16 protein-coding genes are annotated in these 17,898 nt (G+C 49.1%); 1 reads left to right on the forward strand and 15 read right to left on the reverse strand.

Annotated features, from left to right (window positions below):
- Nucleotides 1–196: 196 nt before the first annotated feature.
- The 6 genes from hypD to kduI all read right to left on the reverse strand — a co-directional run bounded on the left by hypD (nucleotide 197) and on the right by kduI (nucleotide 7,063).
- A complete protein-coding gene (gene hypD, locus LUCIF_RS24570) occupies nucleotides 197–2,572 on the reverse strand; it encodes a trans-4-hydroxy-L-proline dehydratase (protein WP_122630449.1) in 2,376 nt (791 codons plus the stop codon).
- Between the two features lie 14 nt (nucleotides 2,573–2,586).
- Nucleotides 2,587–3,489 (reverse strand): glycyl-radical enzyme activating protein, encoded by a 903-nt coding sequence (locus LUCIF_RS24575; protein ID WP_122630450.1) that lies wholly within the window; start codon nucleotides 3,487–3,489, stop codon nucleotides 2,587–2,589.
- Nucleotides 3,490–3,508: 19 nt separating this feature from the next.
- Nucleotides 3,509–4,072 carry a helix-turn-helix domain-containing protein gene (locus LUCIF_RS24580; RefSeq protein WP_122630452.1) on the reverse strand — a complete coding sequence of 188 codons (564 nt, stop codon included), beginning with the start codon at nucleotides 4,070–4,072 and terminating at the stop codon, nucleotides 3,509–3,511.
- A gap of 265 nt (nucleotides 4,073–4,337) precedes the next feature.
- Nucleotides 4,338–5,324 carry a 2-keto-3-deoxygluconate permease gene (locus LUCIF_RS24585; RefSeq protein ID WP_122630454.1) on the reverse strand — a complete coding sequence of 329 codons (987 nt, stop codon included), beginning with the start codon at nucleotides 5,322–5,324 and terminating at the stop codon, nucleotides 4,338–4,340.
- Between the two features lie 63 nt (nucleotides 5,325–5,387).
- Entirely contained in the window at nucleotides 5,388–6,143 is a 756-nt protein-coding gene (gene kduD / locus LUCIF_RS24590; protein WP_122630456.1) for a 2-dehydro-3-deoxy-D-gluconate 5-dehydrogenase KduD, read from the reverse strand.
- A 92-nt stretch (nucleotides 6,144–6,235) separates the two neighbouring features.
- On the reverse strand, nucleotides 6,236–7,063 hold the full coding sequence (gene kduI, locus LUCIF_RS24595; RefSeq protein ID WP_122630457.1) for a 5-dehydro-4-deoxy-D-glucuronate isomerase: 828 nt from the start codon (nucleotides 7,061–7,063) through the stop codon (nucleotides 6,236–6,238).
- A gap of 350 nt (nucleotides 7,064–7,413) precedes the next feature.
- Between kduI and LUCIF_RS24600 the strand changes: the two genes are divergently transcribed.
- Complete coding sequence (locus LUCIF_RS24600) at nucleotides 7,414–7,599, forward strand: hypothetical protein (RefSeq protein ID WP_126720625.1); 186 nt, start codon at nucleotides 7,414–7,416, stop codon at nucleotides 7,597–7,599.
- A gap of 116 nt (nucleotides 7,600–7,715) precedes the next feature.
- Here the strand turns inward: LUCIF_RS24600 and LUCIF_RS24605 are convergent, their stop codons facing one another.
- The 9 genes from LUCIF_RS24605 to LUCIF_RS24645 all read right to left on the reverse strand — a co-directional run bounded on the left by LUCIF_RS24605 (nucleotide 7,716) and on the right by LUCIF_RS24645 (nucleotide 17,895).
- Nucleotides 7,716–8,483 (reverse strand): IclR family transcriptional regulator, encoded by a 768-nt coding sequence (locus LUCIF_RS24605; protein ID WP_122630461.1) that lies wholly within the window; start codon nucleotides 8,481–8,483, stop codon nucleotides 7,716–7,718.
- A gap of 333 nt (nucleotides 8,484–8,816) precedes the next feature.
- Nucleotides 8,817–9,623: a molybdate ABC transporter substrate-binding protein gene (gene modA, locus LUCIF_RS24610; RefSeq protein WP_122630463.1), complete on the reverse strand. Its 807-nt coding sequence runs from the start codon at nucleotides 9,621–9,623 to the stop codon at nucleotides 8,817–8,819.
- Nucleotides 9,624–9,839: 216 nt separating this feature from the next.
- Nucleotides 9,840–10,271, reverse strand: a complete 432-nt coding sequence (locus LUCIF_RS24615) for an RbsD/FucU family protein (RefSeq protein ID WP_122630465.1) — start codon at nucleotides 10,269–10,271, stop codon at nucleotides 9,840–9,842.
- A gap of 12 nt (nucleotides 10,272–10,283) precedes the next feature.
- Nucleotides 10,284–11,351: an ABC transporter permease gene (locus LUCIF_RS24620; RefSeq protein WP_122630467.1), complete on the reverse strand. Its 1,068-nt coding sequence runs from the start codon at nucleotides 11,349–11,351 to the stop codon at nucleotides 10,284–10,286.
- Nucleotides 11,352–11,370: 19 nt separating this feature from the next.
- The gene (locus LUCIF_RS24625; RefSeq protein ID WP_165866159.1) at nucleotides 11,371–12,909 is read right to left on the reverse strand and encodes a sugar ABC transporter ATP-binding protein; all 1,539 of its coding nucleotides are present in this window, start codon (nucleotides 12,907–12,909) and stop codon (nucleotides 11,371–11,373) included.
- Nucleotides 12,909–13,640, reverse strand: a complete 732-nt coding sequence (locus LUCIF_RS24630) for a DUF2291 family protein (RefSeq protein ID WP_122630471.1) — start codon at nucleotides 13,638–13,640, stop codon at nucleotides 12,909–12,911. Before LUCIF_RS24630 ends, LUCIF_RS24625 begins: the two co-directional genes overlap by 1 nt.
- 87 nt (nucleotides 13,641–13,727) lie before the next feature.
- On the reverse strand, nucleotides 13,728–14,726 hold the full coding sequence (locus LUCIF_RS24635; RefSeq protein ID WP_207858422.1) for a D-ribose ABC transporter substrate-binding protein: 999 nt from the start codon (nucleotides 14,724–14,726) through the stop codon (nucleotides 13,728–13,730).
- A 96-nt stretch (nucleotides 14,727–14,822) separates the two neighbouring features.
- Nucleotides 14,823–16,313: a glycerol kinase GlpK gene (gene glpK / locus LUCIF_RS24640; RefSeq protein ID WP_122630473.1), complete on the reverse strand. Its 1,491-nt coding sequence runs from the start codon at nucleotides 16,311–16,313 to the stop codon at nucleotides 14,823–14,825.
- A gap of 43 nt (nucleotides 16,314–16,356) precedes the next feature.
- A complete protein-coding gene (locus LUCIF_RS24645; protein ID WP_207858424.1) occupies nucleotides 16,357–17,895 on the reverse strand; it encodes a DUF1593 domain-containing protein in 1,539 nt (512 codons plus the stop codon).
- Nucleotides 17,896–17,898: the final 3 nt, after the last annotated feature.

Consider the following 17,898-nt stretch of genomic DNA (forward strand, 5'->3'; position numbering starts at 1 on the left):
CGAAAATTCCGGCTATTGCGGAAAAGATCATTTCTCCTTCTACCTTTAATCCGTACAGTTTCCCATAAAAACGGCTAGGGGTATTTTTCAAAAAAATACTATAAAATAAAAAAACGGCCCCCAGGTTATCCCAGGAGCCTGAATGAATTCCATTTTATTGGATCTTTGACGTTTTTCTCAGTTTGTAACCCTCTTTCTAATTAAAAGCCTGTTCGGTCCGTTCAATAATCTCATCCTGCAGTTCCTTGCTCAGATTATTGAAGTGATCGCTATAGCCGGCGACCCGCACAATCAGGTCCTTGTATTCTTCGGGCTGCTGCTGGGCCGCCAGCAGCGTCTGCCGGTCAATGACGTTAAACTGGATATGGTGTCCGTCCAGATTAAAATAGGTGCGGATTAAAGACACCATATTTTCCAGCCCTTGTCCCCCGGCTACCACGGAGGGGGTAAATTTCTGATTCAACAGCGTCCCCCCCGTACGCAGGTGATCCATTTTGGCGGCCGATTTAATCACCGCCGTCGGTCCCAGCCGGTCGGCGCTCTTTTCCGGCGATATGCCTTCCGAAACCGGTTTGCCGGCTAAGCGGCCGTTGGGGCTCGCCCCCAGTACCGAGCCGAAATAGACGTGACAGGTAGTCGGCAGCATGTCGATACGGTAAACGCCGCCTTTCATGGTTGGCCGGCCTGTGACCTCCTGGTAAAATGCGTTGAAAATGTCCACCATGACCGCATCGGCATAGTCATCGTCATTGCCGTATTTGGGTGTTTTATTCAGCACCAGATTGCGGAGCTGCTCATAACCGGCAAAGTTATGCGCCAGGGCCTGCATCAGTTCCGGCATGGTAAACCGCTTTTTATCGTAAACATTGTGTTTGATCGCCGCCAAACAGTCTGTAACCGTCCCGATTCCCACGCCTTGTATATAGTTGGTATTATACCTGGCCCCGCCGGCATTATAGTCCATTCCTTTGGCAATGCAGTCGCTGGTAACGACCGATAAGAAGGGCACCGGCATGTGGGTGGCGTAAAGCTGCTCAATGATATTGTTGCCTCGGACTTTGATGTCAATAAAATGGTGCAGCTGGGCTTTAAAGGCGTCAAACAGCGCTTCATAGGTTGGGTAATCCGCGGCGCTGCCGGTTTTGAGGCCCAGCTGTTTGCCGGATACGGGGTCAAAGCCGTTATTCAGGGTGATCTCCAGAACCTTGGGAATGTTGAAATAACCGGTCAAGATGTACGCCTCCTTGCCGAAGGCGCCGGTTTCCACGCAGCCGCTGGCGCCGCCCTGACGGGCGTCGACGATGTCCTTGCCGGCCCGGAGCAGTTCCTGAATAATGGCGTCGGTATTGTAAAAGGCGGGCTGCCCCCAGCCTTTGCGGGAGATTTCGCAGGCTTTCTTGATAAACATCTGCGGCGATTTTTTGCTGATTTGAACATTGGAACTGGGCTGCAGCAGTTTCATTTCGTCCATGGTTTCCAGAATCAAATAAGACACGTCGTTAACGCCGTCACTGCCGTCATCCCGGACGCCGCCCGTGTTCAAGTTGGCAAAGTCGGTATAGGTGGCGCTTTCCTTGAGGGTAATTCCCACTTTGGGCGGCGCCGGCTGGTTATTGAATTTCACCCACAGGCACTCCAGCAGTTCTTTGGCTTTTTCCCGGGTTAGCGTCCCGTCTTCAATCCCTTTTTTATAGAAGGGATATAAATGCTGGTCCAGCCGTCCCGGACTCAGGGCATCCCAGGGATTAATCTCTGTCGTTACGCCGATATGGACAAACCAGTACATTTGAATCGCCTGGGCAAAGGTTTCCGGTTTATGGGCCGGAACCACCTCACAGTTGGCGGCAATTTGCAGCAGGTCGGCCTTGCGCCGGGCATCGGTTTCTTGGGCCGCCAGTTTCCGGGCATAGTCCGCGTAACGTTTGCCATAAAGAATAATGGCGTCGCAGCAGATCCGCATGGCTTCCAGTTGCGTCTTTTTGGCATAAGCAGCCCGGTCCTTCATAAAATCAAGGGCGGCCAGCTGCTGATCAATCTCCGCCTTAAAATCGAGAAACCCCTGACGGTACATTTTGCCGTCGGCGACGGTATGGCCGGGCCCCCGCTGCTCCATAAACTCGGTAAAAATGCCGCTTTCGTAGCAATCTTTCCACTCCGGCGTCATCTGCGCCAAAATCAGTTGCCGCATGGACCGGTTCCGCCAGTAGGGAATAATTTGCTCTGCCTGAATTTTTTTGGCTTTTGCCGACACTTTGAAAAAGATATGCTGCCGGCGGTCCATAATATCCAGGTCCTCCAGGGTATGGCAGCACAAATCGGGAAAGGTCGGCGCACACTGGGGCCGTTCCCCTTTTTCCCCGACAATCAGTTCGTCTTCATTAATGCAAAGCGCCTTATTTTCCATGATGTGTTTAAAGGTCAGAGCCCGCAAAATAGGGATTTCCACTGTCCCCTGATATTTTTGATAGGCCTCGGTAACCAGGACGGCCCGCTCAATCGAGAGATAGGGTTCGGCCGTCACACTCTGGCGCCGGAGCTTGCGGACCCTTTCATTCATGCCGCGTTCTTCCATTCGTTTCTCCTCCCTTATCCGCCTATTTTCACTTTTAAATGAGCCCGTTCCAACCTGCTTTGAATTTCCGCCAGCCGCTGCTCGGACGGTTTCGCCAGTTGGCCGGCCGCCGGTTCCATTCCCAGTTTACGATATTTTCCCTGGCCGATGGCGTGATAGGGCAGCAGATTGACCATGGCAACCTTCACATCCCGGCATAAATCAATCACGCCATTGATATGTCCGTCATTCGTATTAATCCCCTCAATCAGCGGCAACCGCAAATGGATCTCGGCCTGCTGCGCCGACAGCCGGCGCAGATTCTCCAGAATGAGACTGTTATCTACCCCCGTATACTGGCGGTGCAGCCCGGCATCCATCAGTTTAATGTCATATAAAAAGACATCGACCCGGTCCAACAGCCGGGAAAAGCTGTCAAAGGGCGCATAGCCGCAGGTATCCAGGGCGACGGAAATCCCCCGTTCCCTGCAGGCGCCGGCCAGTTCCGCCACAAAATCAATTTGCGCCAGCGCTTCGCCGCCGGAGAAAGTCACCCCGCCGCCGGACTGGTCGTAAAAAGGCCGGTCTTTTTCAATCTCCCGGAGAATTTCCCCGACCGTATATTCCCGCCCCGCCAGTTCCCGGGCATTATAAATGCAATGGTCAATGCAAGTTTCACAAAACAGGCACTTGGCCGCGTCATAAACAGGATACTTTTCCGCTTGGCTAAGGGCTCCCTGACTGCAGCTTCGTATACACTGGCCGCATCCGGTGCACTGCTCCGGATTGAACAGCATCTCCTTATGGAAACTTTGGCTTTCCGGATTGTGACACCACAGGCAATGCAGCGGACAGCCCTTGAAAAATACCGTGGTCCGGATTCCCGGCCCGTCATGGACACAAAATTTTTGCAGGTTGAAAATCAACGCTTTTTTCATTGAAAATACCCTTCCTAAGTTAGCTTTCGGCAAACGAATTGGGCTCACTGACCACCAGCAGCTTAACCATTTTATTGGTATAGTTAGCCCAGTTATGCACCGTCGCCGAATTGTAGTGGGCTGAATCCCCCGGAAAGAGCTCAAACTGTTCATGATTCATAAACAGCGTCAGTGTGCCTTCCAGTACGTAGACGAATTCTTCCCCTTCATGACTGTATTGATTAATCTCTTCCTCGCAATTGATAGGCAACAGTTCCACAATCCTCGGCAGCAGCGCTTTGCCGGACCGGTCGTTGCTCAGGTGATACTGAATGAACCGCGAGTTGGTAATTGGAAATACTTCCCGCTCATAGCTACGCATAATACAGCTGCGGTTCCGGGTCAAACCGGTGAAAAAAAACGGCAAGCTGACGTCCAACGCCTGAGCAATTTGGGCCAAAGAGTCCGTGGCTATAGCCGTCAAGCCGCGTTCCAGCTGCGACAGAAAGCCCGTAGACAAATTGGTCTTTTCGCTTAAGTCCTTCAGAGTCATCTTTTTATTAGTCCTAAGTTCCTTGATCTTTTTGCCAATGTCGTTGTTCACAAAGCTCCGGCTCCTTTTAAGCGTCGTGTTTTATCACTTGATCCTAATAAAAATATATACCAAACCAGTAAAATATTCCACCCCTATTTTCAATAAACAGAACAAAAATTTATATAAATGAATTTCTTCAGCTATAACCCAAGATTAATCTTCATAATCAGCCACGAATTTCACGAAAATGAAAATAGAAAAGGGATGTTCGCGCCAATTCGGCCTGCGAACATCCCTTTCCTTTTATACCGGACCTAGCCCGGCAAAAAATCTGTTACCCTTCTTGCTGTACCTTAAGCTTTTTGCTGAAAGGACTTCTATTATTAAACTTCCTGGCCCACCAGCCCGTCAGGATAGGCGTAATAATTGCCGTCACCAGAACACTGGTGGCAATCAAAGCCGTGGCTGAAGCCACAACAGGCGTGAATTTGGGGTCAATCGCCGCAATAACAACCGGAACGCCGACAGCGGCTCCCGCGGTGGAAGCGGCGGCAACCCCCGCCCGGCCATTGCCGCCGGTGAGAAAATCGGCCACCAGCAAAACCGATCCCGTCAATACAACAACCGTAACCCCCAGCAGAATTCCCAGCAGGCCGGTGTTGGCAATCACTTTAAAATTCAGGCCGTTTCCCAGGGCAAAGGCAAAAAACGGAATAAAGACGGGCACTGCTTTTCCTAAGAAAGAACGGATATCATGGTCCAGATTTCCTAAAAGGAAGCCGATTAAAAACGGCAGGATCGCTCCCAGCATGGCCTGCCAGGGAAAGTTGCCCAGGCCCGCAACGCCTAACGTAACCATTGTCATAAAAGGACCGGACTCTAACGTCATAAGAGCATAAGCGCTGGCTTCCTCCTGAGTGCCGTATTGATTCATCAAGGCCATATACAGGCCGCCGTTGGTGTCGTTCATGGACGCAACAATGGCCAGCACGGAGAGGCCGGCAAAAAACCCGGATGTGATTCCCGCGGGAGGAATAAAGTGAGAGGCAATCATCCCCATAAGAGCGGCAAACAACACCTTCGTCCCCACCAGCGCGCCGCTCTTTCGTAATACGATCCAGGAAGACCGAAAGTCAATGGTAGCACCCATGCAAAAGAAAAAGACAGCCAGTATCGGCAAAATGCCGGTCATCAAAGCAGCGGTAAAAGAACCGAAAAACTTCGCCGTTCCCGGCGCCAAGGTGGTTAATGTCGCTCCCAGCAATAGCGGCACAAGCATCATGCCACCCGGAACTTTTTGCACGTTTTCCATAATCTTCATAGCGGTAAAACGACCTCCTGTTATCTTCTTATGACGATTTCCCTGCGAGCCCCGGCCACCGGCTTACCGGGCCAGCCAGCCGCCATCCACTGCCACCGTATATCCATTTACATAATCGGCCCCTTGGGAAGCAAGAAAAACGACGGGTCCGGTCAAGTCCGCCGGCGTTCCCCAGCGCCCAGCCGGAATCCGGCCTAGAATTTCCGCGCTGCGGCTTTCATCCGCCCGTAATGCCTCCGTATTATCCGTTGCCATATAGCCCGGAGCAATTGCATTCACATTGATGTTATGCCTGGCCCATTCATTGGCCAGCAAGCGGGTGAGTCCCATTACGCCGCTTTTGCTGGCCGTATAGGAAGGCACCCGGATTCCGCCCTGAAAAGACAGCATGGACGCAATATTAATAATTTTGCCGCCGCGGCCCTGCCTGATGAACTGTTTAGCTGCCGCCTGACAAAAAAAGAAGAGCGATTTCAGATTGACGTTCATTACGTCGTCCCAGTCTTTTTCCGTGAAATCAATGCTATCGGCGCGGCGGATAATCCCGGAATTATTCACCAGAATATCCAGGTGCCCGAAGGCGGCAAGGGTCTGGTCAATAATGCCCTGGATCGGTTCCATTCCGGAAAGGTCGGCTTTGACAGCCAGAAATCTCCGTCCGGCCGCCTCGACCTGCTTCTGCGTTTCGCCGCAGGAGCTGATGCCCACTCCGACAATATCGGCTCCCGCCTGCGCCAGGGCGACGGCCATTCCCTGGCCAAGCCCCCTGGAAGCGCCGGTTACGATGGCCACTTTTCCCGTTAAGTCAAATAGATTCATTTTTCATCATCCCGCTTAATTAAAATTATTTCACAGCGGCATCGCCCCGCTGCCGCAACGAAAGTAAAAAAACTGCCTATGGCGCTGCGAAATTACCGTAAATCCGGCATAGCAACATGGTCCATATCGTCGAAGGTCTGATTTTCCCCGGCCATGCCCCAGATAAACGTGTAACAGTGCGTTCCCACCCCCGAGTGAATCGACCAACTGGGTGAAATCACAGCTTCTTCATTTCGCATAATAATATGGCGCGTTTCCGTAGGCTCGCCCATATAGTGGAAAACAACCGCATCCTCGGGCAGATTGAAGTACAAATAAACTTCCATTCTGCGGTCGTGGGTGTGGCACGGCATCGTATTCCACATGTTGCCCGGTTCCAGTGCCGTCATACCCATAACCAGCTGACAGCTTTGAACCCCCTGGGGATGAATATATTTATAAATATTCCGTTCATTGGATTCCTTTATTGAGCCGAGATGATTGGGCTTAATGCTGCTGCGTTCAATTTTAGCCGTCGGATAAGACTTATGGGCCGGCGCGCTGTTGAAATAAAACTTGGCCGCCTGCGTCTTATTGGCACTGGAAAAAATCACCTCTCTGGCCCCCATACCCACGTACAATCCGTCCGTTGTTTCCAGTTTGTATTCGACTCCGTCCACTTTTACCACGCCGGGACCACCGATGTTAATAATTCCCAGTTCTCTTCTTTCCAGAAAGTAGTCAACGCCCATTCCCTTTTCCACCTCCAGCGCCAAGGGTTCTGACGGGCAGGCTCCTCCTGAAATCATCCGGTCCACATGGCTATAAACCATCTTTATCTGACCGGATACAAATAAATCCTGAATCAAAAACCGTTTTCTCAGCTCCTCTGTCGTATAATGCTTTGCGTCTTCCGGATGTACTGAATGCCGGACCTCCATAAAAATCTGCCTCCTTTTGAATCTCGCTTAGTAAATTTAAAATATTTAGTTTTTTACGGCAATATTCCACTATGTAGAACGTTATCCCGCTATGTTTATTTCTAATTAGACTTATAACCCAAAAAATCCTTTTCCATCCAACAATAAATCCACCATGCGGAATTCAATTTCAGAAAATGTGCATTATTTCTTTATTACAATCGGAAAAAGAACATAAAATCCAGTATTGTTAGAACCAGACAGAATTATAATTATTAGTAGCGTTCTTCTGTTACTGACAAATCAATACAGGAAAATATCTTTATTCTGTCGAATTAGAATAATACGCCCAGGATGAGAGGATGAATATTATGAATAAATTCGTAATAACGGCGGAAATTGTAATGAAGATGATTGAACACGGAAAAATTATTTCCTCCTCCGATCCGAATAACCCGGAAAAACAAAATGAGGGTTTCGTTAAAGAAGTCTGTAAAGCATATAAAGCGATATACGAAACGATACAAGGTGCCGAAAAAAGCGAATTTAACAAATAGCTCTTTATAGTAAGTAATACCTGGGCGTTTCTTTATAAGATAGAAAAAACCCGCTTTCCTGCCTCTCGGCATAAAAGCGGGTTTTGCATACTCTGGATTTTCTATTTTCACTTGTCTTATTTGACATATCCCAAAACCCGGGAAATATGTCTTGTGTTAGCCAGCAGTTTTCCTACGACTTCCTGCTCAATAAAGTCAAGGGAGAATCGGCTGGCCAAGCCGGAAATACTGACGGCCCCCACAACTTTTTCCGTTTTGTCGTAAATCGGTGCCGCCACGCAACGGCCGTCCAATTCGCACTCCCGTTCATCCAGCGCATAGCCCCGTTTGCGCACCGCCCGCATTTCCCGCAAGAAATCAGCCGGAGTCGTCAATGTATATTCCGTCTTCCGTTCCATGCCTTCCTGTTCCAGGATCTCCAGAATCTCTTCATCGCTATGCTTCATTAGCAGTACTTTACCCAAAGCGGTGCAATGCACGAAATTGGTGGTTCCCAGCTTTGCCACCAGACGCAACGCATGCGGACTTTCCACCGTGTCAACATATAAAACCCTATTTTTTTCCAAAACTGCAAGATGCACTGTTTCTTTCGTAAATTCATTCAGCGTCTCCAGCGGATTACGCGCCAACTGTTTAATTTCAAATTCTCGCTCCGCCCACTGGCTGATCATTAACAGCTGAAAACCAAGGTGATAACTGCCGTGATTATCACAACAAACATAATTCCGGTTTTCCAGATTACTCAACAGGCGATAAACCGTCGATTTCGGCAGTCCTGTAGCATCGGTAATTTGTTTAAGACTAACCGGTTCGGCGCAGTTACCGATTAATTCCAGGATATCAAACGCCCTGTGCAATACTTGAACCTCTAATTTACCTGCCATATAGTACACCTGCCATATTTTATGGGATCGAAAAGTATAACTTTTCGGGTTGTTTCTAAAATAACACATGCTTCTTGAGTTAGCCGAAAAGTAAAATACTTTCCTTCCACTTAAAGACCCATTGGGTCTTTCTTGTAAAAACAACGTTGAATACTTAATTAAGATGTTATTATAATTCAAGCAAGATATCCCGCCTTCCTTCTTTCGGTCTGATAAAAAAATCCGACCTCCAGCAGTTTCAGACTGCTGCTGCTCGAATCCACCTCGGCGCGGAAGAAACCGTCTAAAATAAGAGACCCTGCGGTTTTTAAACAATAAGCCGCAGGGTCTTATCTATTGCTTGTTTGTTAAGGGAATAAAACCGTATTTTTGAAAAATTTTCATTGCTTCCGGACCGGCAAGATAGTGTAAGAACTGCTCCGCTTCCTGCGCATGTTTGGTGCCGGCAAGCACAGCACCCGGAAAAACGATAGCCTGATGCGTTCCCGGCGGTGCAGCGGCTGCCACTTTCACTTTGCTGCTGGTAGCGGCAACGGTAGAAAAAACAATACTTGCGTCCACATTTCCCGTTTCCGCATAAGCTACCAGAGTACGGACATCCTTGCCTAATACCGCTTTATCCTTTACTTTATCCCAAACGCCAACCGCTTTCAGCACTTCCACGCCATATTGGCCGGCCGGTACAGTTTCCGGCGCACCCAAACCGAATTTTTTCACGCTGTCTTGGGCCAGATCCTTAAAATCGGTCAATCCCAGCCTGGAATCGTTAGGAACGACCAGAACCAACTGATTGCCGACCAGATTGATGCGGCTATCCGGCTTAATCAGGTTTTTCTTTTGCAGGTTGTCCAGTTGTTGCTGCGCCGCTGAAATAAAAATGTCCGCCGGCGCCCCCTGTTCAATCTGCGTCTGCAAATTTCCGGCAGCTCCCAGATTATAAACAATCTTAACATCCGGGTGAATTGCCTCATATTGTTTTTGAATATCAAACAACGCTTCCTTCAATCCCAGAGCCGCCGAAACATTCAGCTCAACCGGCTTGGTAGAATTTGCCGCCGGGTTATTGGAAGCACAGCCGGAAATCAACCCCATAAGAATCAGCGTTCCAATTAACCCGTAGACAAAATATCTCTGTTTCATAGCCTGTCTCCTTTCTAATTATAATGACATCATTATGTAGCCAAATATAAACAAACATAAACGAACAAGACCATTATGGCTTCATTATATAATCCATATTTTGGTGATGCAAGCTCTTTAGTCAGAAAATTAGAATCAGAGTATGAAAACAAGAGAAAATACCGGATTGCAAAATGCAAAAGGCTGTATTAGCACAAGACTAATACAGCCCGGCGTTTATTTTATTACGCCTTTTTTAATCAACATACAGCCATATAGTTTTTTCTCTGTCGTTGCAACAATTGCGTAGGCCTGCTTTGCCCTTTCATAAAAATCGAACCGTTCCAAATACTCAATCGCGGTGTCGCCCCGTTCTTCATATTTCGAAACCACGCTTCTTATCTCGGCCTGAATTTCCGGCACCGTGGGATCTCCCGGCACCACCTGCATTAACGCTACCGGAATCTCTACATAACAATCCAGCGGAAAAAGCTGCAAAATAGCATCTAAAATAACCGGAACCCCATGTCCGTCACAGCGGACCAGCCGTTGGGCATTACTGGCGGCCGGATAATTGGCATCCCCGATAACCAAATCATCCCCATGACCCATTTCATGCAGAATTTTTAATAATTCCGGTGAAATTATATCAGGAATCCCCTTCAACATGCCAATCTCCCCCTAACCATCCTTGCGCTGCAGCGCCATTTTATTTTCCAGATTTCTTTGAAACTGGTCCACAATGACGGCAACAACAATCACCAGTCCTTTAATAACCATCTGCCAGAATTCCGATACCCCGACCATGACCATGCCGTCGCTGAGTACGCCGATAACAAATGCGCCCACCAGCGTTCCGCCGATTGTTCCGATGCCGCCGGCCATGGAAGTGCCGCCCAGCACAGCGGCGGCAATGGCATTCATCTCCCAGGTATTGCCTGTTGCCGGATGAGCCGCAACTAATTCGGAAGCTACGATAAGCCCCACTATAGCGGAACAAAAACCGGAAATCATATAAACAATCGTCTTAACCCGCCGGACACGGATGCCGGAAAGTTCCGCCGCCTTTTCATTACCGCCGACGGCAAAAATGTGCCAACCGAGCGGTGTCTTTTTGAGCATATAAGCCGCCACCGCCCCGACAAAAATCATAATCCAAATCGCAATGGGAATTCCCAGTACATGGCCCGCGCCGAGAATAGGAAATCCTTCATTGCCCAGCTTGACGCTGCCGACTAGGTTAGGAAAGGTCTCCCCGTTGGACCGGATCAGGGCAAAGCCGCGGGCCGCATACATTGTGCCGAGAGTAGCAATAAAGGGCGCCACATTGAAGCGGGTAATGAGAAAGCCGTTTACCGCTCCTACGCCGGTTCCTAAAAGCAACGTAAATAATATGATAATAAGCACATTAAAATAAATGGTAACACCGAATAGATCCAGCCGGAGCCCTTCATTGATCAATCCGCCCGCAATCATCCCCGCCAATCCGACAATAGACCCGACCGACAGGTCGATGCCGCCGCTAATAATAACAAGGGTCATCCCGATCGCCAGCAAAGCATAAAGAGCCACATGTTTCGCGACGAGTATCAGACTATTGGCCGATAAAAAACTGGGAGTAAGGAAGCTGAACACAACGACTAAAAGAATGAGAGCAATGAAGGTTCTCGCTTTTAACAAAAGCATGCCCAGCGACATGGTATTCTTTTTTTGGCCCGTCCCCGCCAGCGGTTTTGCTATTTCACTCATAGTAAACGGTCCCCTTTATCTAAGAAATATTTTTCACTTTGAAAGTGCTATGCCCGATTGCGGAGGCCTTCACCAGAGCCTCTTCCGTGATTTCGTCGCCGCAAAATTCGCCGGTCAGTTTGCCATTCGACAAAACAATGACCCGGTCCGAAATGGCCATAATCTCTTTTAGCTCGGAGGCCACCATGATGATTCCCATTCCCTGAGCTGCAAACTTATTAATAAGATGAAAGACATCCGCCTTGGCACCCACATCAATGCCCCGCGTTGGTTCGTCTAAAAGCAAAATCCTGGGAGCCGTCAAGATTCCCTTACCAATAACCACTTTTTGCTGATTGCCGCCGCTTAACGAAAGAATCGGCAGGTTTCTGTCGGCGACCTTGATTTCCAGTTCCTCAATCGTCTTGGTTATGGAGGCATTTTCCTTTTTATCGATCAGATGAATTCCCCTGGTATAATTCCATAGGCTGGCCAGAGTCATGTTTTTGGCGATGGATAACGTTTGTACCAGCCCTTCCCGCTGCCGGTCTTCCGGGATATGGGCAAATCCCCTCTTAATTTGCTCCGGAATAGACCTGGGTTTTATCTTTTCCCTCTCAAGATAAATATCGCCGGTTACCGCCGGATGCATCCCCATGAGGCATTCAAACAATTCGGTGCGGCCGGATCCTAAGAGACCGTACACACCGAGAATTTCTCCGGCCCGCAGGGTAAAGGAAACATGATCCAGCAGATCTCCTCCTCCTTTGCGGGGCAAGGTCAGTGACTCGACCCGTAAAAATTCATCCCCCATTGTTTTTTCCTGCTTATGAATGAAACTTGTTTCATTATGACCGACCATATTCCGTACAATCCAGGGGATATCAATCTTTCTTACTTTTTCTTCCGCAATGAAGCGCCCGTCCCGGAGAATTGTGACATAATCCCCAATGCGTAGGATCTCTTCCAGCCGGTGAGAAATATAGACGATTGAAATTCCCTGCGCCTTTAACTCATGAATGATACGGAACAAGACTTCAACCTCCGCCGTGCTCAGGGAAGAAGTCGGTTCATCCATAATCAGCACATGTAAATCCTGCTGGGCCATGGTCTTGGCAATTTCAACAATTTGCTGCTGTCCCACCCGCAAATCGCTAACCAGTATGTTGGGGTCAATCGGATGTTCCAGCCTGGCGAGCAGATTTCTTGTCTTCTCTAAATGTTTTTTGTGTTCGATAAGAATACCGCCCCGGGTATATTCCCGTCCCATAAAAATATTCTGCGCTACCGTAAGATTCGGAAACAGGTTTAATTCTTGGTGAATAATGCCAATCCCCATGGCATCGGCCTCCCGGGTATCCCTTATACGGACCGTCTCGCCATTGAGCTGGATGGTTCCCTCCGTAGGCTGTTCAATGCCGGCAATAATTTTCATCAATGTGGATTTGCCCGCCCCGTTCTCGCCGATTAATACATTCACTTTACCGCGATATACATTAAAATCAACCTGATTGAGCGCCAGCGTTCCGGGATAAACTTTTATAATTTTCCGCGCCGTCAGGCACAACTCGTCGGCCATTATTTTTCGCCTCCCGCCAGTGTCAATTGAACAGGAGTTACGACGATCTCCCCCGCCGGCATAACAGTAAACGCACCGGTAAACTCAATTTCCCGATTTGGGGCTTGCTTTAGATCAAGCTTGCTTAAAATCAGCTCTTTAATCCGCTTATTCAAGGCATTTGACACTTCCGCAAAGTCCATCTGATTTTTAAAATCGTCAAATTTAATAAAATCGAGTGAATCCCTGACGGAGGTTCCTTTAATTACCGGCCCTACCTGAATTTTCAGTTCCGCCTTATGGTCGTACGGCGGCAGGTCAATATCCATAGTCCCGTTTCTTGATTCGGTATTTATCTTAAGTACGTTTCCTTTGCCTTTGACAATAAAATTCCATTCCTTTCCTCCCTGAGCACTGCGGACGCCATACTTTTTACCGGCTTCCTCAACATTGTTCCGGATTGCCGCCAATACTACACCAATGTCAACCGCTTTCCGGTTCATTACCGGCAGCACCTTGCTGTCCCATGCCGCAGCAACAAACTTGTCGGCGTCAAAACTGTCATCCTGAAAATAAAAAGTAACCCCTTGCCTGTTCTCCTTATTCTTGTCGTTGGGAACAACCGTATAAAGCTTGCAGCCGGACAGGAGGAGAGTTAGAGACACAATCACGGCAGCCAGGAATACGGCATTGATTTGTTTAATCACTGGAGCAGTCCACAGCTTATGCATAAGTCTGATCATCTTATTCATAGTATTCTCCTCGCCAAAGAATCAATGGTTACTCGTTTTGGTCAGCCTCAGGATGGCCGGCCGGCCACCCTGAGACTGCAAAGCGGATCATTCCTTCATAGAAAACGTTTCCAACTTCTTGGCATTGTCCTTAGTAATGAGAATGCATTCTTTCAGTTGCTTTTCCTGTTCACCGGTGGACCCGGATTTTAAATACTTATCGGCTTGTTCCACTGCCAATTGAGCAATCCGGTAAGCGGGCTGCAGGACCGTTGCTTTTATATCGCCGCCGAGAATGGAATCCCGGACATCATTGCTGCCGTCAAAACCAACCACGATGACATTTTTCAGTCCCGCTGCCTTTATAGCGGCCATCGCGCCCATGGCCATCGTGTCATTGCCGCAAATGACGCCTTTGATATCTTTGTTGGCCTGAATAATGGATTCCATTTTTGAATAGGCTTCGGTCTGGCTCCAGTTGGCACTTTGGCGGGCAACCATTTTCATATCGGGATATTGGTCGATTACATCATGGTATCCTTTGGAACGAATCCCCGCATTGGTATCCGACTCCTTGCCGACCAATTCCACATAATTTCCCTTTTCCCCCATCAGTTTGACAAACTCTTCGCCGCCTAGTTTAGCCCCCTGGAAATTGTCCGATACGATTTGGGACACCGCTTCGCCGGTTACATTAATTTCCCGGTCAATCAAAAAGGTAGGTATCCCGGCCGCTTTCGCTTTTTTAACAGCGGCAACGGTTGCGTCGGCGCCGGCGTTATCACAAATGATGGCAGCCGCTTTCCGGGCAATCGCTGTATCGAACATTTCATTCTGTTTATTCGCGTCGTCATCATGAACCAGGGAAAGCACCTCATAACCAAGCGCCTTGGCTTTTTCTTCCGCGCCTACGGCTTCCGACTTAAAGAACGGATTGCTGTGAGAAGGGGTAATCACCACAATGAGTTTGGATTTCGGCGTATCCGCTTTGGCTATGTCCGCCGCCTGCCGGTCCGCTTGCTTCTGCCCGCCGCAGCCAGCGAGTAAAAAGCCGGCTATACATAGTACCAGGAAACCGATGAAAAAGGACTGACGAATGTTTTTCACGTTTTTTCCTCCCCTTATGTATCTGTTTTATTTATACTCCTTCCGGTTGAGTCTGCAGACTCTGTAAGCGGAAAAAGCATAGACCGCCTTCTGTGGCTATCGCGTTAAAATTCTGCCCACCGCCTGTTTCCAACCCTGGAAATATTGATTTCGCACGGCTTCCTCCATGGACGGAACATAAGTCCGCCCCTCCAGGCGCAGCTTCCGGATCTCCGTCTTGTCATGCCATACACCGGCGGCAAGCCCGGCCAGATAGGCCGCCCCCATGGCGGAAAGTTCGGCAAATTCCGTACTGACCACGTTAATTTGCAGCATATCCGCCTGAAATTGCATTAAAAAAGAATTGCGAGTGCCGCCGCCATCAACCCGCAATTCACGGGGCCGTATTCCGGAACCCGCCTCCATCGTATCGACGGCGTCTTTTATCTGATAAGCAATGGCTTCCAAAGCGCTCCGGACAATGTGCTCCTTGCGGCTTCTTCGGGATATTCCCACAATCCCGGCCCGGGCGTCGGTATCCCAATAGGGTATACCGAGCCCGGCAAATGCCGGCACGAAATAGACGTCTTCGTTATGGCCGATGCTTTCTGCCATAGCCGGAAGCTCATCCCAGTGTTGAAACAAACCCAGATTCTCCTTTACCCACTTCAGAGTATCGCCTGTAGCGTGCACGATCCCTTCCAGCACATATTCAACCCGGCCGTCAATCCCCCAGGCAATGGACGTTACTAATCCGCCCGCCCCTTCCCGGTATTGAGACCCGATATTCATGAGCACGGAGGAACCGGTTCCATAAGTAGCTTTGACCATTCCCGGCTCAAAACAGGTTTGCCCAAATAGCGCGCCTTGCGAATCGCCGATTACGCCGGCTATGGGAATTTCGCCGGCGAACAGCTCATTCACGGCGGTATAACCAAAACCAGTATTCGAAGCTTGAACCTTCGCCAGCATCGTTGCGGGAATATTAAATATTTTCAGTAAATCATTATCCCACTGCAGGCTTTTGATATTAAACAAAAGGGTCCGGCTGGCATTCGTATAGTCGGTGGCGTGAACCCGCCCCTTGGTCAGTTTCCATATCAGCCAGGAATCCATCGTACCCATAAGCAGCTTGCCGGCTTGCGCCCTTGCCGCCGCCCCCGCCACATTTTCCAAGATCCATTGGACCTTGGTAGCAGAGAAATAAGGGTCAAGCAACAGTCCGGTCCGGTCTTTGACCATTCCTTCCCAGCCCTGCTGCTTCAGCCGGGTGCAGATTTCCCCGGTCCGCCGGCATTGCCAGACAATGGCGTTATAGACCGGCAGCCCGGTTTCCCTGTCCCATACGACAACGGTCTCCCGCTGATTGGTAATCGCCAGTGCGTCAATCGCCGCCGGTTTCAATTTCGCCTTTGTCAGCGCCTCGGCCAGTATGGCTTTCGCATTTTCATAGATTTCCACCGGATCATGCTCTACCCAGCCCGGCTGAGGATAATACTGTTTATGCCCGACCGCCGCCCGGGCCAGAATGCGCCCTTCTGCATTGACCACCATAGCTTTTGAACCGGATGTACTCTGGTCAAGGGCAAGTATATACCCGTTCCCCATTTTCGCCCCCCCGCTTTCAGGCCAGTAATTTTCTCTCATAAAATTATTTTACGGTAATGACGACATGGGCATACCGTGTAAGCGGCGGCGTGCCCGAATCCTTTACCGCAAGAATCATATGGATCGTATCGCCCTTCTTGGCGTCCTGCGGAATCTTCACAGCAGCGTGCTTTTTATTGGCATGGCCTACTTGGACTTCGCCTGCATAACTGCCGGCTTCCCGATACTGCCACCATTTATACTGCAGCTTGTCACCGTCTGGATCTGACGCCTGCCCATTCAGCTTTACCGTTTCGCCCGCTTTTGCCGTGATATCAAGGCTGCCGTCAACGGCAACCACGGGCGCATGATTGCAATGGGCATAGTCCGCCTGGGTCCACTTGACCCGCGCGGCAAAATCATTTTGAATCGCATCAATCCAGCGTGCCTGCGGATAACTTTTATCCAGTTTTTGCGTATACGGATTATAATCAGCGACATTTTCCCCATCTTCCCAACGATTCGGATTGGTCTTGGATTGCACAAGACGTCCCGACCAGCCGCCGTTTGCATGATTTTCCAGGGAACGCAGGCCGACATTGACAAGGTACAGATATGACGGCGAATCCCCTTCCGAGATAAAATCATACTGCCCTCTGCCTTTTTCTTTCATATAAGAAAGATCACCGTATTGATCATCCGGATCTGCCTGGATCTTATGTCCATCACCCCAGGTCATATATTCCTGCAGGAGCGGCCCATGGTCTTTGATATTAGCTGCCATCCATTTGCTCTCCAGATAAGGCTTCAAAGCTTCCGGCACCGTTTTCGGCCAGTCATAAGCTAAGCACCAGAATTGAGAAGAGTTATACAGTACTTTAATATTTGGCCAGTTGGGGGCAATATAGTTCCGATAAGTCGCATCCTGATCAAGGATGACATAAATTACTGTTTTTTTGCTGACCTTATCATAGATGGCCTGCCACTGGTCTGTATTTTTATATTCGTCCTCAATAGATTTCAGCGCACGGGCAATCGTATTGGTACCACCCCAAACCTGCAAATAAACAGGAGCATCATTATTATCAAGCAATACCTCCTTAATGCGGTTCGAGCCATCTGTATCCCGGCTCATTTCCCCTTCGAAATCGATATTGCCAATTTTGACGAGGCTCAAAAGTTTGTCTGGCGAAGGATAGTGCCCATCGTGCTGTAATAGATTGGGATAGACCTCACGGTATTTAGCAATGAACTTCTGCATCCATTCTGTTCCACACCAACGAAGCTCCGTTCTCTCACCGTATAATTTACGCGTCAGAGGCATCGCCGAAATGAATTTTGTTCCCTTCCCATCGCCCTTATAATGCCATTGCGAGCTACTGTAGATAAGCCCTTCAACATCCATTTCGTCCGTATAAAGCAAAAAACGCAGGAAGGAATCCATATCGTCAATTTCGCCATCTGTCGTCACAATGGTTCGCGGCAAAGGCGTCGCCAAAGCTTTTGTTGCCTCTCCCCATGGCGCAATATGTAAGGAACAAATCATCATCACCCCCAAAACCATCGACCGAAAAATCACTTTGGGAAACCTATGACCTTCCATTCT

Origin of the sequence: Allolucifera butyrica, assembly GCF_900476375.1 — a bacterium.
Classification (GTDB): domain Bacteria; phylum Bacillota; class Negativicutes; order Sporomusales; family UPPP01; genus Lucifera; species Lucifera butyrica.

Bases quoted from the DNA above. Each gene is read 5' to 3' on its own strand.
- hypD (WP_122630449.1), bottom strand. From the start codon at position 2,572: ATGGAAGAACGCGGCATGAATGAAAGGGTCCGCAAGCTCCGGCGCCAG.
- LUCIF_RS24575 (WP_122630450.1), bottom strand. From the start codon at position 3,489: ATGAAAAAAGCGTTGATTTTCAACCTGCAAAAATTTTGTGTCCATGAC.
- LUCIF_RS24585 (WP_122630454.1), bottom strand. From the start codon at position 5,324: ATGAAGATTATGGAAAACGTGCAAAAAGTTCCGGGTGGCATGATGCTT.
- kduD (WP_122630456.1), bottom strand. From the start codon at position 6,143: ATGAATCTATTTGACTTAACGGGAAAAGTGGCCATCGTAACCGGCGCT.
- kduI (WP_122630457.1), bottom strand. From the start codon at position 7,063: ATGGAGGTCCGGCATTCAGTACATCCGGAAGACGCAAAGCATTATACG.
- LUCIF_RS24600 (WP_126720625.1), top strand. From the start codon at position 7,414: ATGAATAAATTCGTAATAACGGCGGAAATTGTAATGAAGATGATTGAA.
- LUCIF_RS24605 (WP_122630461.1), bottom strand. From the start codon at position 8,483: ATGGCAGGTAAATTAGAGGTTCAAGTATTGCACAGGGCGTTTGATATC.
- modA (WP_122630463.1), bottom strand. From the start codon at position 9,623: ATGAAACAGAGATATTTTGTCTACGGGTTAATTGGAACGCTGATTCTT.
- LUCIF_RS24615 (WP_122630465.1), bottom strand. From the start codon at position 10,271: ATGTTGAAGGGGATTCCTGATATAATTTCACCGGAATTATTAAAAATT.
- LUCIF_RS24620 (WP_122630467.1), bottom strand. From the start codon at position 11,351: ATGAGTGAAATAGCAAAACCGCTGGCGGGGACGGGCCAAAAAAAGAAT.
- LUCIF_RS24625 (WP_165866159.1), bottom strand. From the start codon at position 12,909: ATGGCCGACGAGTTGTGCCTGACGGCGCGGAAAATTATAAAAGTTTAT.
- LUCIF_RS24630 (WP_122630471.1), bottom strand. From the start codon at position 13,640: ATGAATAAGATGATCAGACTTATGCATAAGCTGTGGACTGCTCCAGTG.
- glpK (WP_122630473.1), bottom strand. From the start codon at position 16,313: ATGGGGAACGGGTATATACTTGCCCTTGACCAGAGTACATCCGGTTCA.
- LUCIF_RS24645 (WP_207858424.1), bottom strand. From the start codon at position 17,895: ATGGAAGGTCATAGGTTTCCCAAAGTGATTTTTCGGTCGATGGTTTTG.